The organism is Thiohalorhabdus sp. (assembly GCF_046545655.1).
In the GTDB taxonomy this organism is placed as follows: Bacteria; Pseudomonadota; Gammaproteobacteria; order Thiohalorhabdales; family Thiohalorhabdaceae; genus Thiohalorhabdus.
Map to the genome: position 1 here is coordinate 1 of NZ_JBKGZG010000031.1, position 22,543 is coordinate 22,543.

Below are 22,543 nucleotides of genomic sequence, written 5' to 3' on the forward strand. Positions count from 1 at the left end.
TCGATCCGCTCTGACAGGTCCCCACTGAGGATGTCCTCCTCCTTTTCGGGCTCCGGCTCCGGCTCCGGCTCCGGCTCCGGCTCCGACTCCGACTCCGGCTCGGACTCCGGCTCCGGCTCCGACTCCGGCTCCGGCTCCGACTCCGGCTCGGACTCCGGCTCGGACTCCGGCTCGGACTCCGGCTCCGACTCCGACTCCGGCTCCGACTCCGACTCCGGCTCGGACTCCGGCTCCGGCTCCGACTCCGACTCCGACTCCGGCTCGGACTCCGGCTCGGACTCCGGCTCGGACTCCGGCTCCGGCTCCGGCTCCGGCTCCGGCTCCGACTCCGACTCGGACTCCGGCTCGGACTCCGGCTCCGGCTCCGACTCCGACTCGGACTCCGGCTCGGACTCCGGCTCGGACTCCGGCTCCGGCTCCGACTCCGACTCCGGCTCCGGCTCGGACTCCGGCTCGGGCTCGGGCTCGGGCTCCGGCTCCGGCTCGGACTCCGGCTCGGGCTCGGGCTCCGGCTCCGGCTCCGACTCCGACTCGGGCTCGGGCTCCGGCTCGGGCTCCGGCTCGGGCTCCGGCTCCGGCTCGGGCTCGGACTCCGGCTCCGGTTCGGCGCTCACCAGACGAGCCTGGATGGGGGGCTTCTCCGGGGGCTCCGAATGGCGCACCAGCGTCCAGGCCCAGCCTCCGAGGACAACCAGCAGGTGAATGGCCAGGGAAAACAGGAGCCCCTGGATCCAGGTCCGGCGCATCACGTATCCGTCGGCTTGGTCACGAGGTCCACCTGCTCAATGCCCCCCTCCCGAAGCAGGTTCAGGGTCACCACCACCGCCTCGTAATCCACGGTTCGCTGACCCCGCAGCAGAACCTGCTGGCTGGGCTCCTCCTCGAGCAGGGCGCGAACCTTGGGGACCAGATCATCCTGGGGGTCAGCGACCCGGGTCTTCTGGAGGTAGACACCGTCCTCGCGGACCGTCACCTCCAGGGGCTCGTCCTGGGCGGTAACCGGCTTGGAGCTCGCCTCCGGCAGATCCACGTCCACGCCCCGCGTGAGCATGGGGGCCGTCATCATGAACACCACCAGCAGCACCAGGACCACGTCCACGAGGGGGATAATGTTGATCTCCCCCATGAGCTTGCGCCGCCGATAGGCCATCAGGTCCGCGCCTGCCGTTCCAGGACGCCGGTAAGCTCGTCCATGAAGTTCTCCAGCCGCGTCTGGTGATGCTCCACCCGCCGAGTCAGCATGTTGTAGGCGATCACGGCGGGGATGGCCGCACCCAGACCGAAGGCGGTGGCGATCAGCGCCTCGGCGATGCCGGGCGCCACCACCGCCAGGGTCGCCTGGCCGGTGGCGCCGATGTTCTGGAAGCTGTTCATGATGCCCCACACGGTGCCGAACAGGCCCACGAAGGGAGCACTGGAGGCCACCACGGCGAGGATGGCCAGGCTGCGGTCGAGGCGGTCCACCTCCTCGCTCATGGCCACCCGCATGGCCCTGCGTCCCGCCTCACGCAGCTCGGGCAGCGGCAGTCCCTCCTCGCGGAAGCGCTGGAACTGGCGATAGCCGGAGCGCAGGACCGCCGCCGAGCCGCTCCGCGCGGCGGCGTCCTGGCGGTTCACGGCGGACATCAGCTGGTCCAGATCCCGGGCCTGGTGGTAGACCCCGGAGAAGGCCGACTCGGCGCGGGCCGCGCCCAGGAACTGGCGCCCCTTGACATAGATGATGACCCAGGAGACCACCGAGGCCAGCACAAGCAGCAGCATCACCATCTGCACAAGCGGGCCGGCCCCGAGGATCAGGTCCAAGGCGGTGTGTTGGGTCTCCCCTTGCATAGCGTACGGCTCTCCTTGGTTCGGGGATGGTTACGATGCGCCGAAGCCCAGGGCCTGGCGAACCGTTTGGGGAATTGGCCGGGGCCGGAAGTCCTCGGCGCCCACGCAGGCGACCCGGACCCGGCCCTGGCAGAGGGGCTCGCTCTCCCCCTCCCGGAAAATGCGCTGGTGGAAGTCCGCCCGGGCCCGGCCCAGGTCACCGACCTCCGTCACCACCCGCAGTGCGTCGTTGAACACCGCCGGCCGCCGGTAGTCCACCTCCACCCGCTGCACCACGAACAGCAGCCCCTCGCGGCCCAGCAGGTCGTCCTGCTCGAAGCCCAGGGTCCGCAGCAGCTCGGTGCGTCCGCGCTCGAAGAACTTCAGGTAATTGGCGTAGTAGACGCCGCCGCCGTGGTCGGTGTCCTCGTAGTACACCCGCAGCGGCCATTCCCCCACCACCGACATTCAGAGCCTCCTCTCGCGGGGCACGGAATCAGGCCTTGGCGTACCGAGGCCTCTCACAGCAGCCGCCCCTGGCCCTCGCCGCCGCCCGGGTGCTCCGGGTCGAGGCCGAGGTGGCGGTAGGCCAGCCCCGTGGCGCAGCGGCCGCGGGCGGTGCGCTGCACATAGCCCTGCTGGATCAAGTAGGGCTCGAGGACGTCCTCGATGGTGTCCGCCTCCTCGCCGATGGCCGCCGCCAGGTTGGTGAGGCCCACGGGCCCCCCCTCGAACTTGCCGATCAGGGCGGAAAGCAATTTCTGGTCCAACTTGTCGAGGCCAGCCGGATCCACCTCCAACATGGACAGGCCCTCCTCCGCCACCGCAGCGGTCACGACGCCGTCGGCGCGCACCTCCGCGAGGTCGCGCACCCGCCGCAGGAGGCGATTGGCCACCCGCGGCGTCCCCCGCGAGCGACGGGCGATCTCCAGGGCCCCCTCCGGCTCCACTGTCACCCCCAGGAGACGGGCGGAGCGCTGGACAATACGGGCGAGGTCCTCTAGACCATAAAAATCCAGGCGCAGGGTGATGCCGAAGCGGTCGCGCAGCGGCGACGTCAGCAGGCCGGCGCGGGTGGTGGCCCCCACCAGCGTGAAGGGGGGCAGGTCCAGCTTGATGGAGCGCGCCGCCGGCCCCTCGCCGATGACGATGTCGATCTGGTAGTCCTCCATGGCCGGGTAGAGGACCTCCTCAACCGCCGGCGACAGCCGGTGGATCTCGTCGATGAAGAGCACGTCGTGGGGGGCGAGGTTGGTGAGCAGGGCGGCCAGGTCCCCAGCCTTCTCCAGCACCGGGCCAGAGGTGACCTTGAGGCCGGCGTCCATCTCGTTGGCGACGATGTGGGCCAGGGTGGTCTTGCCGAGGCCCGGCGGCCCGAACAGCAGGCAATGGTCCAGGGGCTCGCCGCGCTCCCGGGCCGCCGGGATGAAGACCTCCAGGTGCTCGCGCACCCGCGGCTGGCCCTCGTAGTCCGCCAGCCGCTCCGGGCGCATGGCGGGCTCGCCACGCCCCTCCCCCGGGGCGGCGGCGGGGTCGATGACGCGGGAGGGCTCGTCCGTGGGCTCCATGGGCACCTACCTGGCCATATTCTGGAGACTGCGCTTGAGGAGCTCTTCCACCGCCAGGCCCTCCTCGGCGATTCCGGCTACGACCTGCTCGGCCTGGTCGCTGCTGTAGCCCAGCTCCTGCAGCGCCGCCACCGCCTCCCGCCGGGCTCCGCCGCCGGCCGGGGCCGCCCCCGCCCCCGTGTCGAGGGCCTCGGCGCCGCCGGGCGCCTCGAGGGTGTCCCGCAGCTCCATGACCAGGCGCTGGGCGGTCTTCCTACCGATGCCCGGGACGCTGCTCATGCGCTTGAGATCCTCTTCCTGGATGCAGCGCCACAGCTCGGCGGGGGGCAGCCCGGAGAGCACCTGGAGGGCAAGCTTGGCACCCACCCCGGTGACCCGCAGCAGGGCGGCGAACAGGCGCTGCTCGTCGGCGGTTAGGAAGCCGTAGAGCTGGATGGCGTCCTCGCGCACCACGGTGTGCACGCGCAGGCTCACCTCCTCGCCCAGGGCGGGCAGGTGGTAGATGGTGGAAAGCGGCGCGTCGACGGTGTAGCCCACGCCGCCCGCCTCCACGATCAGGGTGGGGGGCGCCTTCTCCAGGATGGGTCCGCGCAGGCGGCCGATCACCGGCGCCGTCCCCCGCCGGGGACGCGAGCCGCGGCCTGCAGGTGGTGGAGATGGCAGACCGCCACGCCAAGGGCGTCGGCGGCGTCCTCGGGGGGCGCCTCCGCCAGCCCCAGCAGCCGCTGTACCATGAACCCCACCTGGTCCTTGCTCGCCGTGCCGCGCCCCACCACCGCCTCCTTGATGCGGGCCGGGGTGTATTCCCCCACGGGCAGCCCGGCCTCCACCAGCGCGGCAATGGCCGCCCCCCGCGCCTGGCCGAGCTTCAGGGCCGATTCCACGTTCCGTTTCACGTAGACCGTCTCCACGGCGGCGGCGTCCACCGCATAACCTCCTGCCGCCATCCGCACCTCCCGGAACAGGTGCCCCAGCCGGTCGGGAAAGGGCCCGTCTCCCAGCCGCAGGGCGGCGTAGTGCAGGACCCGCAGCCGACCCCCGCTCTGCTCGACCACCCCGATGCCGGTGATGCGGGAGCCCGGATCGATCCCCAGGGTGCGCATGCCCCGGGTGCCCTAGACGCTCACCTGCTCGAACACCTCGTCGGGGATGTCGTAGTTGGCGTAGACGTTCTGCACGTCGTCGTGGTCCTCCAAGGCGTCCAAGAGCTTGAGGACCTTCTCCGCCTTGTCGCCCTCCACCCGCACGGTGTTGTCGGGCTTCATGGTGACCTCGGCCACCTGGGGCTCGAAGCCGCTCTCCACCAGGGCGGCCTTCACGTCCTCGAAGTCCTGGGGATCGGTGTAGACCACCTGCTGGCCGTCCTCGGTCTGGATGTCGTCGGCCCCAGCCTCCATGGCCGCCTCCATGAGGGCGTCCTCGTCCACCGAGGCACCGTCGAAGATAAGCATGCCGGTCTTGTGGAAGATGTAGGCCGCCGAGCCGTCCTCGCCCAGGTTGCCGCCGGCCTTGGAGAAGATGTGGCGGATCTCCCCCACCGTGCGGTTCTTGTTGTCGGTCATGCACTCCACGAGCACCGCCACCCCCCCGGGCGCGTAGCCCTCGTAGGTGGCCTCCTCGTAGCTGACCCCCTCCAGCTCGCCCGTGCCGCGCTTGACGGCGCGGTCAATGTTGTCCTTGGGCATGTTGTTGGACAGGGCCTTGTCGATGGCCTGTCGCAGGCGCGGATTGGCCTCGGGATCGCCGCCGCCGAGGCGGGCGGCGACGGTGATCTCCTTGATCAGCCGGGTGAAGATCTTGCCCCGCTTGGCGTCCTGCGCCGCCTTGCGGTGCTTGATGTTCGCCCATTTGCTATGCCCGGCCATGGTTCCCGAACCTCCTGCTGGTGCGGCCGGTCCCTGGTCCGGCCGGGGGATTTGGGTACGAGGATGGGGACGCTACCCCGTCCGGCGGCAATTCTAGCACAAGGGGGGGGCGGGCTCGCCATGCCCGTCGAGGCGGCCCTCGACCAGGAAGTGAGCAGTCGCTTCGGCCACCTGGCGGTTGAAGATCATTCCCGTGTGGCCGACGGGGAAGGTGCGCAGCTCGGCGCCGGGCAGGCAGGCCTCCGACACCGCCACCAGACCATCGTTGGGTCCGTCCAGGAGCCAGCGGGTCCACCAGCGGCAACGGGTCCCCGCCAGCACCGCCACCTCGCCCGGAGGTGCGGGCCAGGGGAGCCCGGCGTTCGCGCACAGTTCGCCGCCGGCCAATCCCAGCCACCACCGGCCCGGACCCCACTGGGCGAGGAATGCGGCGCCGGCGGAGCCCCGGTTGGGCGTGCCGAGCTGGACGGTGCGGGCCCGGGAGAACCATTCGGGGCGCCGCTCGGCCAGGGCGCGCAGCACGATGCCGCCGAGGCTGTGGCCCACGAAGCCCAGGGGCTGTCCGGGGGTGAAGCGCTCCTCCAGCCAGGCATCGAGCTGCTCCGCATGCGCCGCCACGGTCCGCTGGCGGGAGGGATAGCCGAAGCGGTAGGGGGTGAAGCCGGCGCGGCGCAGCTGCCGCGCCAGGGGAATCATCACCGCAGCCGGCATCCACAGGCCGTGGATCAGGACCACCGGCCGCTCGGGGGAACCGCCACTCACCGGCGACCCCTAGCTGCCCCCGCCCTGGGCGGTGCGGCTGAGCCGCAGACCGAGCTCGGTGAGCTGCTCGGCGTCCACCTCGGAGGGCGCCTGGGTGAGCAGGCAGCTGGCGCGCTGGGTCTTGGGGAAGGCGATGACGTCGCGGATGGAATCGGCGCCCGCCAGCAGCGCCACCAGCCGGTCCAGGCCGAAGGCCAGGCCGCCGTGCGGCGGGGCGCCGTAGCGGAAGGCGTCCAGCAGGAAGCCGAACTTCTCCTGGGCCTCCTCCTCGCCGATGCCCAGAGCGTTGAACACCCGGCGCTGGGTCTCCGGGTCGTGGATGCGGATGGAGCCGCCGCCCACCTCGGCGCCGTTCAGCACCAGGTCGTAGGCGCGCGACAGGGCCGCGCCGGGATCGGACTCCAGCTTGTCCAGGTGCTCCGCATAGGGGGCGGTAAAGGGATGGTGGAGTGGCTCGTAGCGCTGGCTGTCCGGGTTCCACTCGAACATGGGGAAATCGGTGATCCACAGCGGCCGCCATCCCCCGGCCAGCAGGCCGCGGTCGCGGGCCAGCTGCTCGCGCAGGGCGCCCAGGGCCTCGTTAACCACCTTGCGGGTATCGGCGCCGAAGAAGACCATGTCGCCGTCCTCGGCACCGGTGCGCTCCAGGATGGTGGCCACGACGGTCTCGGGCAGGAACTTGAGGATGGGCGACTGCAGCCCCTCGCTGCCCTTGGCCACCTCGTTGACCTTGATGTAGGCCAGCCCCTTGGCGCCGTAGCGGCCGACGAACTCGGTGTAGTCGTCGATCTCCTTGCGCGACAGCTCGCCGCCGCCCGGCAGGCGCAGCGCCGCCACCCGGCCGCCGCTGGTGGCGGGCTCGCGGAACACCTTGAACTCCACCTCGGCCATGACGTCGGTGAGCTCGGTGAGCTCCAGGGGATTGCGCAGGTCGGGCCGGTCGCTGCCGAAGCGGCGGGTGGCCTCCGCGTAGGTCATGCGCGGGAAGGGATCGGGCAGGGCCTCCTCTCCCACGGCGTCGAACACCGCCCGCACCATGCCCTCCATCATCTGCATGATGGCCTCCTCGTCGAGAAAGGACATCTCCAGGTCGAGCTGGGTGAACTCGGGCTGGCGGTCGGCGCGCAGGTCCTCGTCGCGGAAGCACTTGGCCACTTGGTAGTAGCGCTCGGCACCGGCGACCATGAGCAGCTGCTTGAACAGCTGCGGGCTCTGCGGCAGGGCGAAGAAGCTGCCCGGGTGGGTGCGCGAGGGCACCAAGTAGTCGCGCGCGCCCTCGGGGGTGGAGCGGGTGAGCACCGGGGTCTCCACCTCCAGGAAGTCGCGGTCGTCCAGGTAGCGCCGCATGGTCTGCACCACGCGGTGGCGCAGGCGCAGGTTGGCGGCCATCTCCGGGCGGCGCAGGTCGATGTAGCGGTGGCGCAGGCGGATGTCCTCGCCCACCTCGTCCGCCTCGTCGAGCTGGAAGGGCGGCGTGTCGGCCTGGTTGAGGATCTTCAAGGCCAGCACCTCCAGCTCCACCTCGCCGGTGGGCAGCTCGGAGTTCACCGTGCCCTCGGGGCGCTCGCGGAGCACGCCGCGCACGGCGATCACCCACTCGTTGCGCAGCTGGTGGGCGCGTTCAAACTCGTAGCCCAGCTCCCCTTCGGAATATTCCTCCGGCGGATGGAACACCACCTGCAACAGCCCGGACCGGTCCCGCAGGTCCACGAAGATGACCCCGCCGTGGTCCCGCCGGCGGTGGACCCAGCCGCTGACCCGGATCTCCGCGCCGATGTGCTCCCGGCGCAGGTCATTGCAAAGGTGGGTGCGCATGATCTTTCTTCCCCGGTGCTCGAAAAGCAGGAAATGGTACGGCGCCGCCCGCTTTCAGGCAAGGCGGACGCCCGGTCACGGTGGGGACGGACAGGCCTTCCCTCGGATGGAAGGACTCGGCTATAGTCGTTGACTGTCTACCCCCACCCGCTTGCGATCAAGAACGGGCGACTACCATGACCATCCCGGACACCCCGACCTCCCCGACCAACGCCCCCCAGCGCCAGCCGTGGGAGGAGCAGAGCCTGCGCGGCCGGGTGCTGTTTGTCGAGGACAGCCAGACCTCCGCGGCAGTCACTGTCCACTACCTGGAGCAGTTCGGCCTCCAGGTGCGCCACGTGACCACGGCGGAGCAGGCCCTGGAGGTCCTCGGCTTCGAGTTCGACCTTGTTCTGTCCGATTTCTTCCTCGACGGCCAGCTCACCGGCCTGGACCTGGTGGAGCGCATCCGCGCGCGCAACGACGACCTCTCCCTCCTGCCGGTGCTGGTCCTCACCAGCGCCGAGGAGACGGACCACCGCATCGGCAGCCTGCGCGCGGGGGCCAACGACTTCATCTACAAGCCCTTCCATCCGGAGGAGCTGTACGCCCGCCTGCGCAACCTCCTGGCCCTGCGCCACGCCTACAAGAAGCTCTACACCCAGAAGAAGGCCATGGAGCGCCTTTCCGTCACCGACGGCCTGACCAACCTCTACAACAAGCGCTTCCTAAATGGCGAGGCCCCCGCCATCCTCGGCCGCGCCCAGCGCTCCGGGCACCCCCTTGCGCTGCTGGTCATGGACCTGGACCATTTCAAGCATATCAATGACACCTACGGCCACGACCACGGCGACCGGACGCTGAAGATGGTGGCCGAGGCCCTGGAGGAGGAGTTCCAGGAGGTGGATCTCATCGCCCGCTACGGCGGGGAGGAGTTCGTGGTGGTCCTGGACCGGGCGGACCGGGCCCAGGCGGCGCTGCGAGGAGAGCGGCTGCGCCAGCGCCTGGCGGATCTGCCCCTGGACCCGCCGGTCACAGCCTCCGTGGGCATCACCGCCCAGCACGTGGACGAGCCGGTGCGCGATTTCGACCAGCTGTTCCGCGAGGCGGACCGGGCCCTGTATGGGGCCAAGGACTCGGGGCGGGACCGGGTGGCGGTCTGGGAGTGGACCACCGGCCAGGCCGAGGTGCGCTTCCCCGCCTGATCCCACCGGCCGATCTCGACCAACCGCGGGAGGGAAACGTGGTCAGGAGCCTCCCCCTCGCTGCGGCCCTCGCCTTTCTCTGGGCCCTGCTCACGGGCGGGTCCGCCGCCTCCTGGGCCCTTGGCCTGCCGTTCATCGCCTTGGCCGTGGGCTTGGCCGTGCGCCTCCGGGCGGGGCCGGCCTTCGCCCTGCGGCCCGCGGCGGCGGCCGCCTTCCTCCCGGTTTTCCTGCTGCTGTCCCTGCGCGGCGGCTGGGACGTGGCCATTCGGGCCTTTCGGCCGAGCCTTCCCCTCGCACCGGGCCGCATCACCTATCCCTGCCGGCTGCCGGCGGGTCCGCCGCGCCTCCTTTTCGGCAACGTCCTCAGCCTCTTGCCCGGGACCCTCTTCCTCGCCGACCGGGAGGGAGACCTGGACATCCATGTCCTGGACCGGAACGCCCCCCTGACCCGGGACCTGGCGGCCCTTGAGGCGCGGGTGGCCCGCCTGTTCGGCATCGCGCTGGAGAACCCGCAATGATCGGCGAGGGCCTCGCCCTGCTCCTGCTCCTCATCTCCAGCGTCGGCCTGGTGCGGCTGGTCTACGGTCCGGGGCCGGTGGACCGCATGCTGGTGGCCCTGCTCCTGGGCACCACGGGGGCGGGAGTGGTGCTCCTGCTGAGCTTGGACGGGCGCGGCGCCGAGGCCCGCACCGTGGCGCTGGTCCTGGTTCTGCTGGCGGCCATCTCCGGGGTGGCCTTCGTGCGCCGCTACGTCGCCGCCGAGCCGGAGGAGGACCCCGATGACTGATCCCCTGGCCTTCGCCCTCATCGGTGCCGGCCTTTTCTTCTTTGCGGCCGGCACGGTGGCCCTGCTGCGCTTCCCGGACACCCTGACCCGCCTGCACGCCCTCACCAAGGCGGACAATTTGGGCCTGGGCCTGGTGGCCCTGGGGCTGGCACTGCGCACCGGAGAGGCGGCCACCGCCGCCCTGCTGGTGCTCATCTGGCTGCTGGCGCTGGCGGCCAGCGCTTCCCTCGCCACACTCCTGGGCCGCGCCGCCCTGCGGCGGGACCACGGGGAGCCGGGGCCGTGAGCCTGGGCTGGGCCCTGGACGGCCTCCTGGCGGGACTGCTGCTGTGGCTGGCCTGGCGGCTGCTGCGGGTGGACGACCTGTTCCAGGCGGGGGTCCAGTTCATCGTCTTCGGCCTCCTGCTGGCGGTGGTCTGGCTGCGTCTCGATGCACCCGACCTGGCCCTGGCCGAGGCGGCCATCGGCGCGGGGGTCACCGGCGCCCTGTACCTGAACACCCTGGCCGGCATGGAGGCCCACCCCGCCGATCCGGAGCCGGCCGCGGACCGCTGGACCGCCGCCTCCCTGTGGCTGGCCGGGCTGCTGGCGGCCCTCCTGGGCGCGCTGATGGTGGCCCTGGTGGCCCGACTGCTGCAGGGGCCACCGCCGGAGCCCCCTGCCCTGGGGGAAGCGGGCAAGATCACCAATCCGGTGACCCGGGTGCTGCTCGATGCGCGCAGCTACGACACCCTCCTGGAGACGGCGGTGCTGGTGGAGGCCCTCATGGGGATCTGGATCCTGGGCCGCCCCCTGATCGCCGCCTCCACCCCCGCCCCGTACGTGCTCCGCGGCCTGGTCCGGGTACTTGCCCCGGTCATGGTGGTGGTGGCGGGGGCCCTGCTGTGGAACGGCTCCTCCGAGACCGGCGGGGCCTTTCAGGCGGCCGCGGTCCTGGCGGCGGCGGGCATCCTGCTCCGCCTCGCCGGCCATCCCCTGCCGCTCCTGGCCCCGCCGCGGCAGCGCGCGGCCCTGGCGACCCTCGGCACCCTGCTGTTCCTCGCCGTGGGCCTGGGGGTGATGGCGCGCACGGGTGGCTTTCTGGACTACCCCGAGGCGCTGCGCTATGCCCTGGTGGTGACCATCGAGACCGCCGCCACCCTCTCCATTGCTGCCGTGCTGGTGCTCCTCTTTGAGGCCACCGGCCCGCGGCCCCGACCGGAGGCCCCCCCGTGAGCCCTGGACCGGATCTGATCCACGGCGTCGCCGGCGCCCTGTTGTTCGCCCTGGGCATCCACGCCCTGCTGGTGCGGGAGCGCTTCCTGCGCAAGGTACTGGGCCTGAACGTGTCCGGCAGCGGGGTGTTCCTGATCCTGGTGGCCGCGGCCTACCGGGAGGAAGGCCCGCCGGACCCGGTGCCCCACGCCATGGTCCTCACCGGCCTCGTGGTGGCGGTAAGCGCCACCGCGCTGGCGCTGGCCCTGATCCGCCGCATCCATTCGGTGGAAGGCGGCCACCGTCCGGGCGGGGGGTAAGCCCTTGCTCGCGGTGGTTGCCCTCCCCGCACTTCCCTTGGTCCTGGCCCTGCTGGTCTTCGTCTTTCCGGAGCTGCGGCGCTGGGCGGCGATGGCGGGCAGCGCCGGGATTGCCGCCGCCCTGGTGGCGGTCGGCGGGGAGGTGGCGGAGGGGGCCAACCGCCACCCCCTCGGCGGCTGGCCCGCGCCCCCGGGGATCGCCCTGTTGGCCGATCCTTTGAGCGTGCTGTTTCTGGGCCTCACCGCCGTGGTCGGCGCGGCGGCCACCTTCTACGCCCTGGGCTACTGGGCCGGCCACCGCGGTCTGGACGGCCGCCCGGACCCCCGGGAGCGGGCCTTCTGGCCCCTGTGGTGGATGCTCTGGGCCGGCCTGAACGCCCTGTTCCTGGCCGGGGACGCCTTCAATGCCTACGTGGCCCTGGAGGTGCTCAGCCTGGCGGCGGTGGCCCTGGTAGCGGTGGCGGGCGATGCCGGGGCCCTGCGGGCCGCCCTGCGCTACCTCCTGGTCAGCCTGGCGGGCTCGCTGGCCTACCTGGCCGGCGTGGCCCTGCTGTACGCCGAGCACGGCGTCCTGGACCTGGCGGCCCTGGCGGGGGCCGTGGAGCCGGGCCCGGGCGGGGTGGGGGCCCTGGCGGTCCTCACCGCCGGCCTGCTCATGAAGACCGCCCTGTTCCCCCTGCACTTCTGGCTGCCTGCCGCGCACAGTCGGGCCCCCGGCCCGGTGAGCGCGGTGCTCTCCGGGCTGGTGGTAAAGGCCGGGTTCTTCCTGCTCCTGCGCTACTGGTTCTGGGTGTACGGGGGATGGGAGGTGGCCGCTGGTACCGCCCTCATCGGCACCCTGGGTGCTGTGGCCGTGCTCTGGGGCTCGGTGCAGGCTCTGGCGGTGCCGCGGCTCAAGCTCCTGGTGGCCTACTCCACGGTGGCCCAGCTCGGCTACCTGTTCCTCGCCTTCGCCCTGATCAGCGAGCCCGGTGTGGCGGGCAACCTGGGCCAGGAGGGGGCCCTCTACCTGGCTCTCTCGCACGGGCTCGCCAAGGGCGGGGCGTTCCTGATGGCCGGCACCTGCCTGTTTGCGGCGGGCAACGACCGCCTGGAGGGCATCGGCGCCACCCTGCGGCGCCTGCCGGTATCCACCGCGGCCTTCGCCCTGGCGGGGATCAGCCTCATCGGCCTCCCACCCACCGGCGGCTTCGTGGGCAAGTGGCTGCTGCTACGGGCCATGGCCGAGGCGGAGGCCTGGGTGTGGCTGGGGGTGATCGCCGCCGGCACCTTCCTGGCCGCCGGGTACACCTTCCGGGTCCTGATCCCGGTGTTCCAGGCCGGCACGGAGCCGCCGCGGCTGAAGCGCAGCCCGCCCCGGGTCATGGAGATCTCCGCGCTGCTGCTGGCCCTGGCGGCGGTGGGCATGGGCTTCCTGGCCCCGGTGATCGAGCCCCTCATGCTTGGCCTGCAGGGTCCGTCCCCGTGACCTCGGGCGCCCTGCTTCCCCTGGCGGCGGTGCTCTCGGCGCTGGGCCCGGGCGTCGTCATCGCCTTCCTGCCCGAGGAGCGCCACGGCCTGCGCACGACCCTGAACCTAGCGGGAGCGCTGCTGCAGGTGGGGGTGATGGCCTTGCTGGTGGCGGAAGCCGCCCGCGGCAACGCCTACACGGCGCGCATCCCCTTCGTGGCAGGCACCGAAATCCTACTGCAGACCGACCCCCTGGCCCTGCTGCTGGCCGGCCTGTCGGCGCTGCTCTGGCTCCTGACCACCGTCTACGCCATCGGCTACCTGGAGGGCTCCCCCCACCGCAGCCGCTTCTTCAGCTTCTTCAGCCTGTGCGTGAGCGCCACCCTGGGCCTGGCCCTGGCGGGCAACCTGTTCACCTTCTTCGTCTTCTACGAGCTGCTCACCCTGGCCACCTACCCCCTGGTGGTCCACCGCGGCACGGACGAGGCCGTGCGCGCTGGCCGCGTGTACCTCGGCTACACCCTTGCCGGCGGGCTCGCGCTGCTGGTGGGAATGGCGTGGCTCACCCAGATCGCCGGGCCGGTGGAGTTCGAGCCCGGCGGGGTGCTGGCGGAGGGCGCCGCCGATCCGGCCACCCTCACCGTCATCTTCGTCCTGCTGGTGGGCGGCATGGGGGTCAAGGCCGCCCTGGTCCCCCTGCACGGCTGGCTGCCCGTGGCCATGATCGCCCCGGCCCCGGTGAGCGCCCTGCTCCACGCCGTGGCGGTGGTCAAGGCCGGCGCCTTCGGCATCGTGCGGGTAGTGGATGAGGTCTACGGGGTCGCGCTGGTGGCGTCGCTCGGTTTGGCGACGCCGCTGGCGCTGCTCGCCACCGTTTCCATCCTCTACAGCTCCCTGCGCGCGCTGGCCCAGGACTACCTCAAGCGGCGCCTGGCCTACTCCACGGTCAGCCAGGTGGCCTACATCACCCTGGGCGTGGCCCTGGGCGGGGCCACCGCCACCATGGGCGGCCTGGTGCACCTGGTCCACCAGGGCATCATGAAGATCACCTTGTTCTTCTGCGCCGGCGCCATCGCCGAGACCCTGGGGGTGCACCGCATCTCCGAGATGGCCGGGATCGGCCGCCGCATGCCCGGCACCATGGCGGCCTTCACGGTGGGGGCGCTAGGTATGATCGGCGCCCCGCCCACCGCCGGGTTCATCACCAAGTGGTACCTGGGGCTGGGCGGCCTGGGGGTGGGGGAGCCCTGGGTGGTGGGGGTATTGGCCCTGAGCGGTCTGCTCAACGCCGCCTACTTCCTGCCCGTCCTCTACGTGGCTTGGTTCAGGCCCCCCGAACGGGAGTGGCCGGCCTCCAGCCACCGCCTGGAGGCCCACTGGATGCTGCTGGCCCCGCCGCTGACGACCGCCGTGCTGGCCCTGCTGCTCGGGCTCCTCGCCAGTACCCCCTTCAGCGCCCTGGAGTGGGCCCGGCTCATCAGCTTCCGGGAGGTGGCGCCGTGACGCCGCTCGCCGACCTGCCGCTGGCGCCCGCCGCGGCCGGAGCCCTGCTGGCGCTCGCCTGGCTTGCTCCCCTGGCGGGCCTGGTTACCCTGGGCCTGCCCGAACGCCGCGCCCTGGCCCTCATTCCGCTCTGGGGGCTGTCCGGCCTGGCCGCGGCCCTGCTCCTGCCCGATGGCGCCGCTATGCGGCTGCCGTGGGTGCTTACCGGCATCCGGTTGGAGATGGACCCGGTGGGCCGGGTGTTCCTGCTGCTGGCGGCCTTCCTGTGGGCGACCGCCGGCGCCTTCGCCCGCGGCTATCTGGACGGGAAGCCCGGGGCTCGACGCTTCCTGGGCTTCTTCCTAGTCTGCATGGCCGGGAACCTGGGGCTCACCCTGGCCCAGGACCCGGTGGCCTTCCTCACCTTCTTCTCCCTCATGGGCCTGTCGGCCTACGGGCTGATCATCCACACCGGGACACCCTTCGCCCGGCGCGCCGCCAGCGTCTACCTGGGGGCGGCGGTGAGCGGGGAGATGGCCGCGCTCGCCGGCCTGCTGTTCACCCTCGGCGGGGGCCCCGGCTCGCCCTGGGGGGAGATCCTCCTGGTGGTGGGCCTGGGGGTGAAGGCGGGGCTCCTGCCGCTGCACTTCTGGCTGCCTTTGGCCCATCCGGCGGCGCCCTCTCCGGCCAGCGCCGTGCTGTCCGGCACCATGATCAAGGCCGGGCTCCTCGGCTGGCTGCGCTTCCTGCCGCTGGGGGAGACGGCGCTGCCCGATTTGGGGGGCTACATGATAGCCATGGGGCTGGCTGGGGCCTTCCTGATGGTGGCGGTGGGCTTACCGCAGCGCGACCCCAAGACGGTGCTGGCCTACTCCAGCATCAGCCAGATGGGCTGGCTGGCGGTGGCCGTGGGGGCGGGGCTGGCAGCGCCCGCCGCCTGGGGAGCGCTCCTGCCCGCGATCCTGGCCTACACTCTCCACCACGGCCTGGCCAAGGGGGCGCTGTTCCTGAGCACCGGCCTGGGAGGGAACTGGACCTCCGGTCGTGCCGGCCGAGTGATCCTGGGTGCGGCCTTCGCCCTGCCCGCCCTGACCATCGCCGGCCTGCCCGGCACTTCGGGCGCCGCGGCCAAGACGGGGCTCAAAAAGGCCCTCCAGGAGGCCCCCGGGCTGGCGGGGGTCCCCTTCGAGCTCCTGCTGAGCCTCGGGGCCGTCGCCACCACCCTGCTCATGGCCCGCTTCCTGTTCCTCTTGGGACGAGCCGAGCCGCACCACCCGCCGGACCGCTGGCTGCTTGACCCATGGCTCGCCAGCGTAGCCGCCTCCCTGGCCCTGACCTGGGCGTGGGAGCCCATGCGCGCCTGGCAGCTCAAGACCCTGGGCCCCGCGGAGCTAGGCGGGGCCCTCTGGCCGGTGGCAGCGGGCGCCCTGCTGGCGGTGGCCGGGGCGGGAATCGCCCGCCGCGGGCAACCACCCCGCGCCGTGGGCGTACCGGCGGGGGACCTGTACATGGCGGCGGCGGTCGGGCTGCGGTGGCTCTGGGGCCGGACCACCGGGGCCCGGGCCGTCCTGTTCCGGCTGGGACGGGCCATGGACGGCGCCTGGGCCACCCTGTACGCCCTGGCGTGGCGCCCCTGGCGCCGGCGGATCCTGGCCACGGACCGGTGGGGCTGGGGCGCCAGCGGAACCGCCTTCCTGCTCCTCATGGGCGCGGTGGCCTGGGCCGTGCTTGCCAGCCTCTCCGGCTCCTGAGCCGGGCCCGCCGACCCCGCCAGCCGGGGGCTCCCCCCAGGGCCTCCCAACCTTGGCCGGACCGATTGCCCGCAACTTGACGTCATCCCCGCCCTCCGCGGGCGGCCCGCATTGTCCCCCACGCCGGGCCCAACTACCTTGAGGGAAAGGGATTTCCATTTTCCCGCGAGGGCTGACAGCCCATCGCCGGGGCCCCCACCCGAAAGGAGCCACCCATGGTACGCACCGCCCCATCCCTCTTGGCCGGAGCCTTGCTGGCCCTCGCCGCGCCGCTCACCTCGGCCGCCGAGGAGGGCACCTTCAACACCCCCGGGCTCGTGCCCGAGACCGCCATGAAAGTCGTGGAGGCAGCCATGACGGAATGTCGGGACCGCGACGCCCAGGTGGCCGTGGCAGTGGTGGACCGGGGTGGAAACACCCAGGCCCTGAAGCGGGACCAGTTCGCCGGCCCCCACACCACCAAGACCGCCGTGAGCAAGGCCTGGACGGCCATCAGCTTCCGCACGGACACCCTGGAGCTCCGGGACATCAGCGAGCCCGGAAAGGAAGGCTACGGCATCCAGCACCTGCCTCGGGTCACCGTGCTCGGCGGCGGCAAGATGATCCAGAACGGGGGCCGGATCCTGGCGGGAATTGGGGTCTCCGGTGCCCCCAGCGGTGCGATCGATGATGAATGCGCCGCCGCCGGCATCGACGCCATCCGCGAGGAGATCCTGTAGCCGGGGCATCCTTCGGCCCGCCCCGTAGCGGGCGGGCCTGGCGGGGAAGCCCTCCTTCGACCGCGCGCTTCTCCCTGAGCGGCACACCCTTTCTTTGCTTCCGGGAAAGCCCTATCCCCCTGCTTGTCTGAAAAAAATCCCGCCCCTCCTCTACCCCGTGATCCCCACTGCATAATGGCCCACCGTATCTGGGGGTTTACAGTAGAATGAAAATGAGTTTTATTCCCCGGATCGAACGGAGCAATCACCCGGAGGGTTAGGCATGGCACAGTGGTTCGGCGGTACGGCTTTCCTGGCGGGGGGGCTGCTCGCCGGCGTCCTCATGGCGCCCGGGCTGGCCCTGGGCCACGGGGAGAAAGGCGAGCACGTCGAGGAATTCCAGGACCATCTCGACGATTACGCCGCGGACGTCCGGAAGCTCGGTCGGCATTTGGATACCCTCGCCGAACAGTACGCCCAAGAGGAGGACGTGGCCGCCGAGGTGGAAGGCTTCGTGGAGAAATGGGAAGCGGTGCAGTACCATGCGGCGGTCGAGGAGGTGGCCACCCCCCTGTACCCGCCCATCTGGCAGGCCATTAGCGGCCTTCGGCAGGCGGTCGAGGATGAGGAGGACCCCAGCGTAGTGCGTCAACGCGCCGACCGGTTGACGGCCGCCCTGCATGAGGGCCTTGGTGGGCTCAAGCTCAAGGCGGAGATAGAGGAGGACCGCGGGTCCCGGCAGGCCAGCGGGGGGGACCAAGCCGGGGATCCGGAGGCCTCCTTCGCCCGCATCCGGGAGGAGCTCGACCACGCTGTGGAGGAGTACAGCGATGGCCATGCCGATGACGCCAAGCAGCACATCAGCGACGCCTACTTCAACGAGTTCGAGGGACTCGAGGGCGGCCTGATCGAGCAGGACCCGGACCTCGTCGCCCGCCTTGAGGAGGACTTCAACGGCGAGCTGCCGGGGCTGATCGACGGCGATGCGCCTGTGGAGGAGGTTCGGGCCAAGGTGGAAGAGATGAAGGACGCCCTGGCCCGCTCGGAAGAGCTCCTACAAGGGGCCGACAAGGACGAGAACGAGGTTTTCTAGCATGGACCGCCGCACCTTCCTGAGGGGGGCCACAGCCCTCGGCGCCCTGGGGGTCTCGGCCCCCCTCCTCGGCTGCTCTGGCGGCGAGGACAAGGCGCCCCCCGCCCTGTCCGTTGAGGATCTGCCCGAGCTGAAGGGGGACCTGACGGTCTATCTCGGGCGTGGGGAAGGTGGCCTGTACACCAAGGTGGTGGAGGCCATCCGCGACCGGAACCCGGATCTCAACCTGGAGCTGCGGCGCGGGCCCTCCTCCTCCCTGGCCAATACCCTCGTGGCCGAGGACGAGCGCGGCGGCGCGCGCGCCGATCTGTTCTGGGCTGTGGACACCAGCTCCCTGGGCCAGGTGATCGACCACGGCCTGGCGAGCCCCATCCCCGACGAGCTGCGGGACCGGCTCAAGGGGCCCTTCCGCTTCGAGCGCATGGCCCCCATCTCCGGAAGGGTTCGGACCCTGGCCTACAACACCGAGCGCCTGGAGCCGGACGACCTCCCCGACCGCATCACGGCGCTGCCGGAGTCCGGCCTGGAGGTGGGCTGGGCGCCGGCCTACGGCGCCTTCCAGTCCTTCGTCACCGCCATGCGGCTGCTGGAGGGCGACGAGGCCACCCTGGAATGGCTCGAGGCCATGAAGCCCAACACCCAGGAATACTCGGGCGAGCTGGGAGCGGTTATGGCCGTCTCCCAGGGGGAGGTGGACGTGAGCTTGGCCAACCACTACTACACCCTGCGGCTGAAGGAAGGGAAGCCCGACGCCAAGGTGGACGTGGCCTTCACCCGCAAGGATGCCGGCTCCCTGGTCAATACCTCCGGCGTGGCCGTGCTCCGACCCGGCGAGACCGCCCACAACTTCATCCGCTACCTGCTGTCCCGGGAGGTGCAGGGCTACCTGGCCCGGGAAGCCTATGAGATCCCGCTGGTTCCGGATGTGCCCACCCCCGAAGGCCTTCCCGCCATGGACGAGATCCAGGCTCCGCGGGTGGACCTGACCCGGCTCGGCGACCTGCAGCCCACCCTGGACCTCATGCGGCGCGCGGGGGTGCTGTGACCCGCGCCCCGGTGGTCCTCGGCCTCAGTGCCCTGGTGGCAGCCGCCGCCCTGGCCCCGGTGGCCGTGCTGCTGGGAATGGGCATCGGCGCCGAGGTGGCGCTGGGGGACCGAACCCTGGAGGTGGCGGCCAATAGCCTGCTGCTCACCGGCCTCACGGTGGTGGGCGCCATCCTGGTGGGGGTGCCCCTGGCATTCGTCACCGCCTACGCCGACCTGCCCGGGCGCCGGGTGTGGACGGGGCTGCTGGCCGCGCCCCTGGCGGTGCCCAGCTACCTGGGGGCCTTCGCCTACTTCGCCGCCTTCGGACCCGGCGGGGAGATCCAGGGCCTCACGGGCCTGCCGCTGCCCAATGTGGACGGCCTGGCCGGGGGCACCTTGGTTATGACGCTGTACACGTATCCGTTCGTGCTGCTGGCCACCCGGGCGGCCCTGCGCAACCTGGACGCCAGCACGCTGGAGGCGGCGCGCACCCTGGGCATGCCCCTGCGCCAGGCGCTGTGGCGGGTGGTGCTGCCACGGGCGCGCAACAGCGTGGCCGCAGGCGGCCTGCTGGTGGCGCTGTACACCCTGTCCGACTTCGGCACTCCGGCGATCATGCGGGTGGACACCTTCACCCGGGTGATCTTCGTGGAGTACAACGCCTTCGGCCTGGACCGCGCGGCGTGGCTGTCCATCACCCTGCTGGCGCTGGTGGCGGTGGTGCTGTTCCTGGAGTCGCGGGTGGGGGTAGTGCGCGAGGCCCCGGGCCGGCCGCCGGAGCTGCCCCTGGGGCGGGCGGGCAAGGCGCTGGCGGTGGCCGGCATGGTACTGGTGCTGACCGCGGCCCTCGCCGTCCCCATCGGGGTCTTCGGGCTTTGGCTGGTGCGTGAGGGCGGGGCCGGCTTCGACCCGGCCACCCTCATGAACTCTACCACCGCCTCGCTCCTGGCCGCTCTGGCGGCAGTGGCGGCCGCTCTGCCGGTGGCCTATGCCGCCACCACCGGCCGTTTGGGCCGGCTGCTGGAGCGAGCGGCCTACGTGGGCTTCGGAGTGCCGGGCATCGTCCTGGGAACCGCGCTGGTGATGGTGGGTCTGAATCTGGACTTCTTCTACCAATCCCTGGCGCTGCTGGTGTTCGCCTACGTGGTGCGCTTCCTGCCCCTGGCGGTGGGCAACATCCGGCCCCCGTTGGAGCGCGCCGAGGGTGGCCTGGTGGGCGCCGCGCGCTCGCTGGGGGCCGGTCCGGGCGAGGCCTTCCGGCGGGTCACCCTGCCGCTGATCCTGCCCGGGCTGTTGGCCGCCGCGGCGCTGGTATTCCTGGAGGCCATGCGGGAGCTGCCGGCCACCCTGCTGCTGCGGCCCTCCGGCTTCGAGACCCTGGCCACCCACCTGTGGCGGGTCTACGAGGCGGGCTACTTCGGCCGCGGCGCCGTGCCCGCCCTGTTCCTGGTGCTGGTGTCCGGGGCGGCGGTAGCCCTCATGCTGAAGGGGGAGAGAAGCCGGATGGACCTGACCTGACCGAGGACGAGGCGATGCTGGAGATCGACAAGCTCAACGTGACCTACGGCGACGAGGTCGCCGTGCGCGACGTGAGCCTCACCGCCGCCGAAGGCGAGATCGTTACCCTGCTGGGGCCCACCGGCTGCGGCAAGACCACCACCCTTCGGGTAGTGGCCGGCCTGGTGGCGCCCACCAGCGGCACGGTGCGCATCGGCGGCCGCACGGTCAGCGGTGCCGGCGTCTTCGTCCCCCCCGAGCAGCGTCGCACCGGGCTGGTGTTCCAGGACTTCGCCCTGTTCCCCCACCTGACCGTGGCCCAGAACGTGGGCTTCCGCCTCCGGCGCTCGGACCCCGTGGACCATTGGCTGGAGTGGCTGGGATTGGGCGACCAGCGCGACGCCTATCCCGAGGAGCTGTCCGGAGGCCAGAAGCAGCGGGTCGCCCTGGCCCGCTGCCTGGCCCACCAGCCGGAGCTGATCCTGCTCGACGAGCCCCTGTCCAACCTCGACGCCGCCCTCAAGGACAGCCTGCGCTGGGACATCCGCAGCGCCCTCAAGGAAGCCGGCGTGCCCGCCATTTGGGTGACCCACGACCAGTCGGAGGCGCTGTCCATCGGCGACCGCGTGGGGGTCATGAAAGACGGTCGGCTGGAGCAGATCGCCTCGCCCGAGGAATGCTTCCGCGATCCCGCCACCCGCTTCGTGGCCGAATTCCTCGGCGAGGCCTCCTTCCTGCCGGGGGAGGCCGCCGATGGAACGGTCACCACCCCCATTGGCCAGGCTGCCGGGCACGGCGCCACGGGCACCGTGGAGGCCCTCGTCCGCCCCGACGACCTCGCTCTGCAGGCCGCCGACGCCGGCAACGGCGTGGTCGCCTGGTCCCGCTACGAGGGCGGCAGCCGCCTGTTCGGCGTGGACCTGCAGTGCGGCGCCCGGGTCCGGATCCGGACCAACCACGAGGTCCACCACGCCCCGGGCGACCGCGTGGCCGTCACTATCGCGGCCGGCCACGCCCTGGCCCTGTTCCCGGCCACCCGAGAGGGCGACACCGAACGGCCCGCCCATGCCGTCCGGCCCTTCCCGGGGGGCGGTGGCTCGGAGGCATTACCCGCCGCGGCCGCCCGAACCGGAGGCTAAGGGCAGGGCTCCCGCCCCAGGGTCCCAGGAGGACTTGCCTATTCCCGGTCACCCCGCCCACCCGCACGGGAGGGTAGCCCGGGCTTCCCCGGGCAAACCCACTCTCCGCCCCGTCCGCCAACGGGCCGCCCCGGCCCCGTCCTTCGCCCCCGAAACAGCGGCTCATCTCCTCCCGCCCCCCGTCCGTCCAGAGTCCGACCCCTGATGCCCGGGACCGGAGACACGCCTTACGTCGCGGTTCTCCTACTGGCCTCCCTCTCCATCCTGACCACCCTCGGGGGCGTGGCCCTGGCGCTGTACGCCGGCGGGCGGGACCGGGCCGTAGCCCTGGGTATCGGCTTCTCGGCGGGAATCATGCTGCTGGTCTCCCTGCTGGAGCTCATACCGGAGGCCGCTTGGAGCGCGGGGGTGGGAGTGGCGGGCCTGTCCTTCATTCTGGGAGTGGGGATCGTGGCCGCCCTCCACTGGGTGATCCCGCACACGCACCTGGTGGAGGAGAAGGGGATCTTCCGGCCGGATCTCCTGAGAACCGCCTATCTGGTGGCCTTCGGGCTCATCCTCCACGATGTGCCCGAGGGCTTCGCCATGGCGAACTCGTACCTCGCCTCACCCTCCCTGGGGGTTCTGGTGGCAGCGGCCATCGCCCTGCACAACCTGCCCGAGGAGTTCGCCATGGCGTTGCCCATCGTGGCCGCCCGTGCCCCCCGATTCCTGTTCCTGGCGGCCCTGCTCTCCGGGCTGGCCGAGCCCGCGGGGGCCCTGGCCGGGCTGGTGGCGGTCCATATCTATCCCGGGCTCAACGCGGCATTCATGGCCTTCGCGGCGGGGGCCATGGTATTCGTCTCCGTGCACGAGCTGCTCCCCATGGCCCGCCGCTACGGCCACACCCTCCTATTTTTCACCGGCGCCGGGGTGAGCGCCCTTGTCTACGGCCTCCTGACCGCCGCGCTCCCCGCCTGACCGTACCGCGGTGGGGCGCCCCCCACCCCGCTTGGTGCCCGCTCCCCTGGGGGCTCTGTGGGAAAACGGCGCCCTTTCGCCGCACCGACACCCCAGGCACATTGAAAGGAGTGCGCTCACCCCTTCCCGGAGCGAGGAATGCGG

Annotated in this window: 24 protein-coding genes and 1 pseudogene; 15 read left to right on the top strand and 10 right to left on the bottom strand. The window is 71.7% G+C overall.

Features of this window, described 5'->3' with window-relative positions; genetic code table 11:
- The 10 genes and pseudogenes from ACLFRB_RS08060 to aspS all read right to left on the bottom strand — a co-directional run.
- Positions 1-746, bottom strand: a pseudogene (locus tag ACLFRB_RS08060) (hypothetical protein); the annotation flags it as partial.
- Positions 746-1,150 (bottom strand): biopolymer transporter ExbD, encoded by a 405-nt coding sequence (locus tag ACLFRB_RS08065; RefSeq protein WP_411068502.1) that lies wholly within the window; start codon positions 1,148-1,150, stop codon positions 746-748. The gene ACLFRB_RS08065 and the pseudogene ACLFRB_RS08060, both read right to left, overlap by 1 nt.
- Entirely contained in the window at positions 1,150-1,830 is a 681-nt protein-coding gene (tolQ, locus tag ACLFRB_RS08070; protein ID WP_411068503.1) for a protein TolQ, read from the bottom strand. The genes ACLFRB_RS08065 and tolQ overlap by 1 nt, the downstream gene beginning before the upstream one ends.
- Positions 1,831-1,860: 30 nt before the next feature.
- Positions 1,861-2,277 (bottom strand): tol-pal system-associated acyl-CoA thioesterase, encoded by a 417-nt coding sequence (ybgC, locus tag ACLFRB_RS08075; RefSeq protein ID WP_411068504.1) that lies wholly within the window; start codon positions 2,275-2,277, stop codon positions 1,861-1,863.
- Positions 2,278-2,330: 53 nt separating this feature from the next.
- Positions 2,331-3,377, bottom strand: coding sequence for a Holliday junction branch migration DNA helicase RuvB (gene ruvB, locus ACLFRB_RS08080; protein WP_411068505.1), 1,047 nt, complete (start codon positions 3,375-3,377; stop codon positions 2,331-2,333).
- Positions 3,378-3,383: 6 nt separating this feature from the next.
- Positions 3,384-3,983 carry a Holliday junction branch migration protein RuvA gene (gene ruvA / locus ACLFRB_RS08085; RefSeq protein WP_411068506.1) on the bottom strand — a complete coding sequence of 200 codons (600 nt, stop codon included), beginning with the start codon at positions 3,981-3,983 and terminating at the stop codon, positions 3,384-3,386.
- Entirely contained in the window at positions 3,980-4,480 is a 501-nt protein-coding gene (gene ruvC, locus ACLFRB_RS08090) for a crossover junction endodeoxyribonuclease RuvC (protein ID WP_411068507.1), read from the bottom strand. The genes ruvA and ruvC overlap by 4 nt, the downstream gene beginning before the upstream one ends.
- A gap of 12 nt (positions 4,481-4,492) precedes the next feature.
- Positions 4,493-5,242: a YebC/PmpR family DNA-binding transcriptional regulator gene (locus ACLFRB_RS08095; protein ID WP_411068508.1), complete on the bottom strand. Its 750-nt coding sequence runs from the start codon at positions 5,240-5,242 to the stop codon at positions 4,493-4,495.
- 93 nt (positions 5,243-5,335) lie between these two features.
- On the bottom strand, positions 5,336-6,004 hold the full coding sequence (locus tag ACLFRB_RS08100; RefSeq protein WP_411068509.1) for an esterase/lipase family protein: 669 nt from the start codon (positions 6,002-6,004) through the stop codon (positions 5,336-5,338).
- Between the two features lie 9 nt (positions 6,005-6,013).
- A complete protein-coding gene (gene aspS / locus ACLFRB_RS08105) occupies positions 6,014-7,819 on the bottom strand; it encodes an aspartate--tRNA ligase (RefSeq protein WP_411068510.1) in 1,806 nt (601 codons plus the stop codon).
- Between the two features lie 176 nt (positions 7,820-7,995).
- Here aspS and ACLFRB_RS08110 point away from each other — a divergent pair, with 176 nt between their 5' ends.
- The 15 genes from ACLFRB_RS08110 (at position 7,996) to ACLFRB_RS08180 (ending at position 22,399) form a co-directional block, all read left to right on the top strand.
- Complete coding sequence (locus ACLFRB_RS08110; protein WP_411068511.1) at positions 7,996-9,003, top strand: diguanylate cyclase; 1,008 nt, start codon at positions 7,996-7,998, stop codon at positions 9,001-9,003.
- Between the two features lie 38 nt (positions 9,004-9,041).
- Entirely contained in the window at positions 9,042-9,521 is a 480-nt protein-coding gene (locus ACLFRB_RS08115) for a Na+/H+ antiporter subunit E (RefSeq protein WP_411068512.1), read from the top strand.
- Complete coding sequence (locus tag ACLFRB_RS08120; RefSeq protein WP_411068513.1) at positions 9,518-9,790, top strand: pH regulation protein F; 273 nt, start codon at positions 9,518-9,520, stop codon at positions 9,788-9,790. Before ACLFRB_RS08115 ends, ACLFRB_RS08120 begins: the two co-directional genes overlap by 4 nt.
- Entirely contained in the window at positions 9,783-10,076 is a 294-nt protein-coding gene (locus tag ACLFRB_RS08125; protein WP_411068514.1) for a cation:proton antiporter, read from the top strand. The genes ACLFRB_RS08120 and ACLFRB_RS08125 overlap by 8 nt, the downstream gene beginning before the upstream one ends.
- Positions 10,073-11,005, top strand: a complete 933-nt coding sequence (locus ACLFRB_RS08130; protein ID WP_411068515.1) for a hydrogenase subunit MbhD domain-containing protein — start codon at positions 10,073-10,075, stop codon at positions 11,003-11,005. Before ACLFRB_RS08125 ends, ACLFRB_RS08130 begins: the two co-directional genes overlap by 4 nt.
- Positions 11,002-11,304: an NADH-quinone oxidoreductase subunit K gene (locus ACLFRB_RS08135; protein ID WP_411068516.1), complete on the top strand. Its 303-nt coding sequence runs from the start codon at positions 11,002-11,004 to the stop codon at positions 11,302-11,304. The genes ACLFRB_RS08130 and ACLFRB_RS08135 overlap by 4 nt, the downstream gene beginning before the upstream one ends.
- Before the next feature lie 13 nt (positions 11,305-11,317).
- A complete protein-coding gene (locus ACLFRB_RS08140) occupies positions 11,318-12,772 on the top strand; it encodes a complex I subunit 5 family protein (RefSeq protein ID WP_411068529.1) in 1,455 nt (484 codons plus the stop codon).
- Positions 12,769-14,256: a complex I subunit 5 family protein gene (locus tag ACLFRB_RS08145; protein ID WP_411068517.1), complete on the top strand. Its 1,488-nt coding sequence runs from the start codon at positions 12,769-12,771 to the stop codon at positions 14,254-14,256. The genes ACLFRB_RS08140 and ACLFRB_RS08145 overlap by 4 nt, the downstream gene beginning before the upstream one ends.
- Positions 14,253-15,986 carry a complex I subunit 5 family protein gene (locus tag ACLFRB_RS08150; RefSeq protein WP_411068518.1) on the top strand — a complete coding sequence of 578 codons (1,734 nt, stop codon included), beginning with the start codon at positions 14,253-14,255 and terminating at the stop codon, positions 15,984-15,986. The genes ACLFRB_RS08145 and ACLFRB_RS08150 overlap by 4 nt, the downstream gene beginning before the upstream one ends.
- A 215-nt stretch (positions 15,987-16,201) precedes the next feature.
- A complete protein-coding gene (locus tag ACLFRB_RS08155; RefSeq protein WP_411068519.1) occupies positions 16,202-16,705 on the top strand; it encodes a GlcG/HbpS family heme-binding protein in 504 nt (167 codons plus the stop codon).
- 262 nt (positions 16,706-16,967) lie between these two features.
- Positions 16,968-17,777: a hypothetical protein gene (locus ACLFRB_RS08160; protein ID WP_411068520.1), complete on the top strand. Its 810-nt coding sequence runs from the start codon at positions 16,968-16,970 to the stop codon at positions 17,775-17,777.
- 1 nt (position 17,778) lies between these two features.
- Complete coding sequence (locus ACLFRB_RS08165; protein WP_411068521.1) at positions 17,779-18,822, top strand: extracellular solute-binding protein; 1,044 nt, start codon at positions 17,779-17,781, stop codon at positions 18,820-18,822.
- A complete protein-coding gene (locus ACLFRB_RS08170; RefSeq protein WP_411068522.1) occupies positions 18,819-20,321 on the top strand; it encodes an ABC transporter permease in 1,503 nt (500 codons plus the stop codon). Before ACLFRB_RS08165 ends, ACLFRB_RS08170 begins: the two co-directional genes overlap by 4 nt.
- Before the next feature lie 14 nt (positions 20,322-20,335).
- Positions 20,336-21,439, top strand: a complete 1,104-nt coding sequence (locus tag ACLFRB_RS08175; protein ID WP_411068523.1) for an ABC transporter ATP-binding protein — start codon at positions 20,336-20,338, stop codon at positions 21,437-21,439.
- A gap of 204 nt (positions 21,440-21,643) precedes the next feature.
- Positions 21,644-22,399, top strand: coding sequence for a ZIP family metal transporter (locus ACLFRB_RS08180; protein ID WP_411068524.1), 756 nt, complete (start codon positions 21,644-21,646; stop codon positions 22,397-22,399).
- The last annotated feature ends 144 nt before the right edge of the window (positions 22,400-22,543 follow it).

Bases quoted from the DNA above. Each gene is read 5' to 3' on its own strand.
- ACLFRB_RS08065 (WP_411068502.1), bottom strand. From the start codon at position 1,150: ATGGCCTATCGGCGGCGCAAGCTCATGGGGGAGATCAACATTATCCCC.
- tolQ (WP_411068503.1), bottom strand. From the start codon at position 1,830: ATGCAAGGGGAGACCCAACACACCGCCTTGGACCTGATCCTCGGGGCC.
- ybgC (WP_411068504.1), bottom strand. From the start codon at position 2,277: ATGTCGGTGGTGGGGGAATGGCCGCTGCGGGTGTACTACGAGGACACC.
- ruvB (WP_411068505.1), bottom strand. From the start codon at position 3,377: ATGGAGCCCACGGACGAGCCCTCCCGCGTCATCGACCCCGCCGCCGCC.
- ruvC (WP_411068507.1), bottom strand. From the start codon at position 4,480: ATGCGCACCCTGGGGATCGATCCGGGCTCCCGCATCACCGGCATCGGG.
- ACLFRB_RS08095 (WP_411068508.1), bottom strand. From the start codon at position 5,242: ATGGCCGGGCATAGCAAATGGGCGAACATCAAGCACCGCAAGGCGGCG.
- aspS (WP_411068510.1), bottom strand. From the start codon at position 7,819: ATGCGCACCCACCTTTGCAATGACCTGCGCCGGGAGCACATCGGCGCG.
- ACLFRB_RS08110 (WP_411068511.1), top strand. From the start codon at position 7,996: ATGACCATCCCGGACACCCCGACCTCCCCGACCAACGCCCCCCAGCGC.
- ACLFRB_RS08120 (WP_411068513.1), top strand. From the start codon at position 9,518: ATGATCGGCGAGGGCCTCGCCCTGCTCCTGCTCCTCATCTCCAGCGTC.
- ACLFRB_RS08125 (WP_411068514.1), top strand. From the start codon at position 9,783: ATGACTGATCCCCTGGCCTTCGCCCTCATCGGTGCCGGCCTTTTCTTC.
- ACLFRB_RS08155 (WP_411068519.1), top strand. From the start codon at position 16,202: ATGGTACGCACCGCCCCATCCCTCTTGGCCGGAGCCTTGCTGGCCCTC.
- ACLFRB_RS08160 (WP_411068520.1), top strand. From the start codon at position 16,968: ATGGCACAGTGGTTCGGCGGTACGGCTTTCCTGGCGGGGGGGCTGCTC.
- ACLFRB_RS08165 (WP_411068521.1), top strand. From the start codon at position 17,779: ATGGACCGCCGCACCTTCCTGAGGGGGGCCACAGCCCTCGGCGCCCTG.
- ACLFRB_RS08175 (WP_411068523.1), top strand. From the start codon at position 20,336: ATGCTGGAGATCGACAAGCTCAACGTGACCTACGGCGACGAGGTCGCC.
- ACLFRB_RS08180 (WP_411068524.1), top strand. From the start codon at position 21,644: ATGCCCGGGACCGGAGACACGCCTTACGTCGCGGTTCTCCTACTGGCC.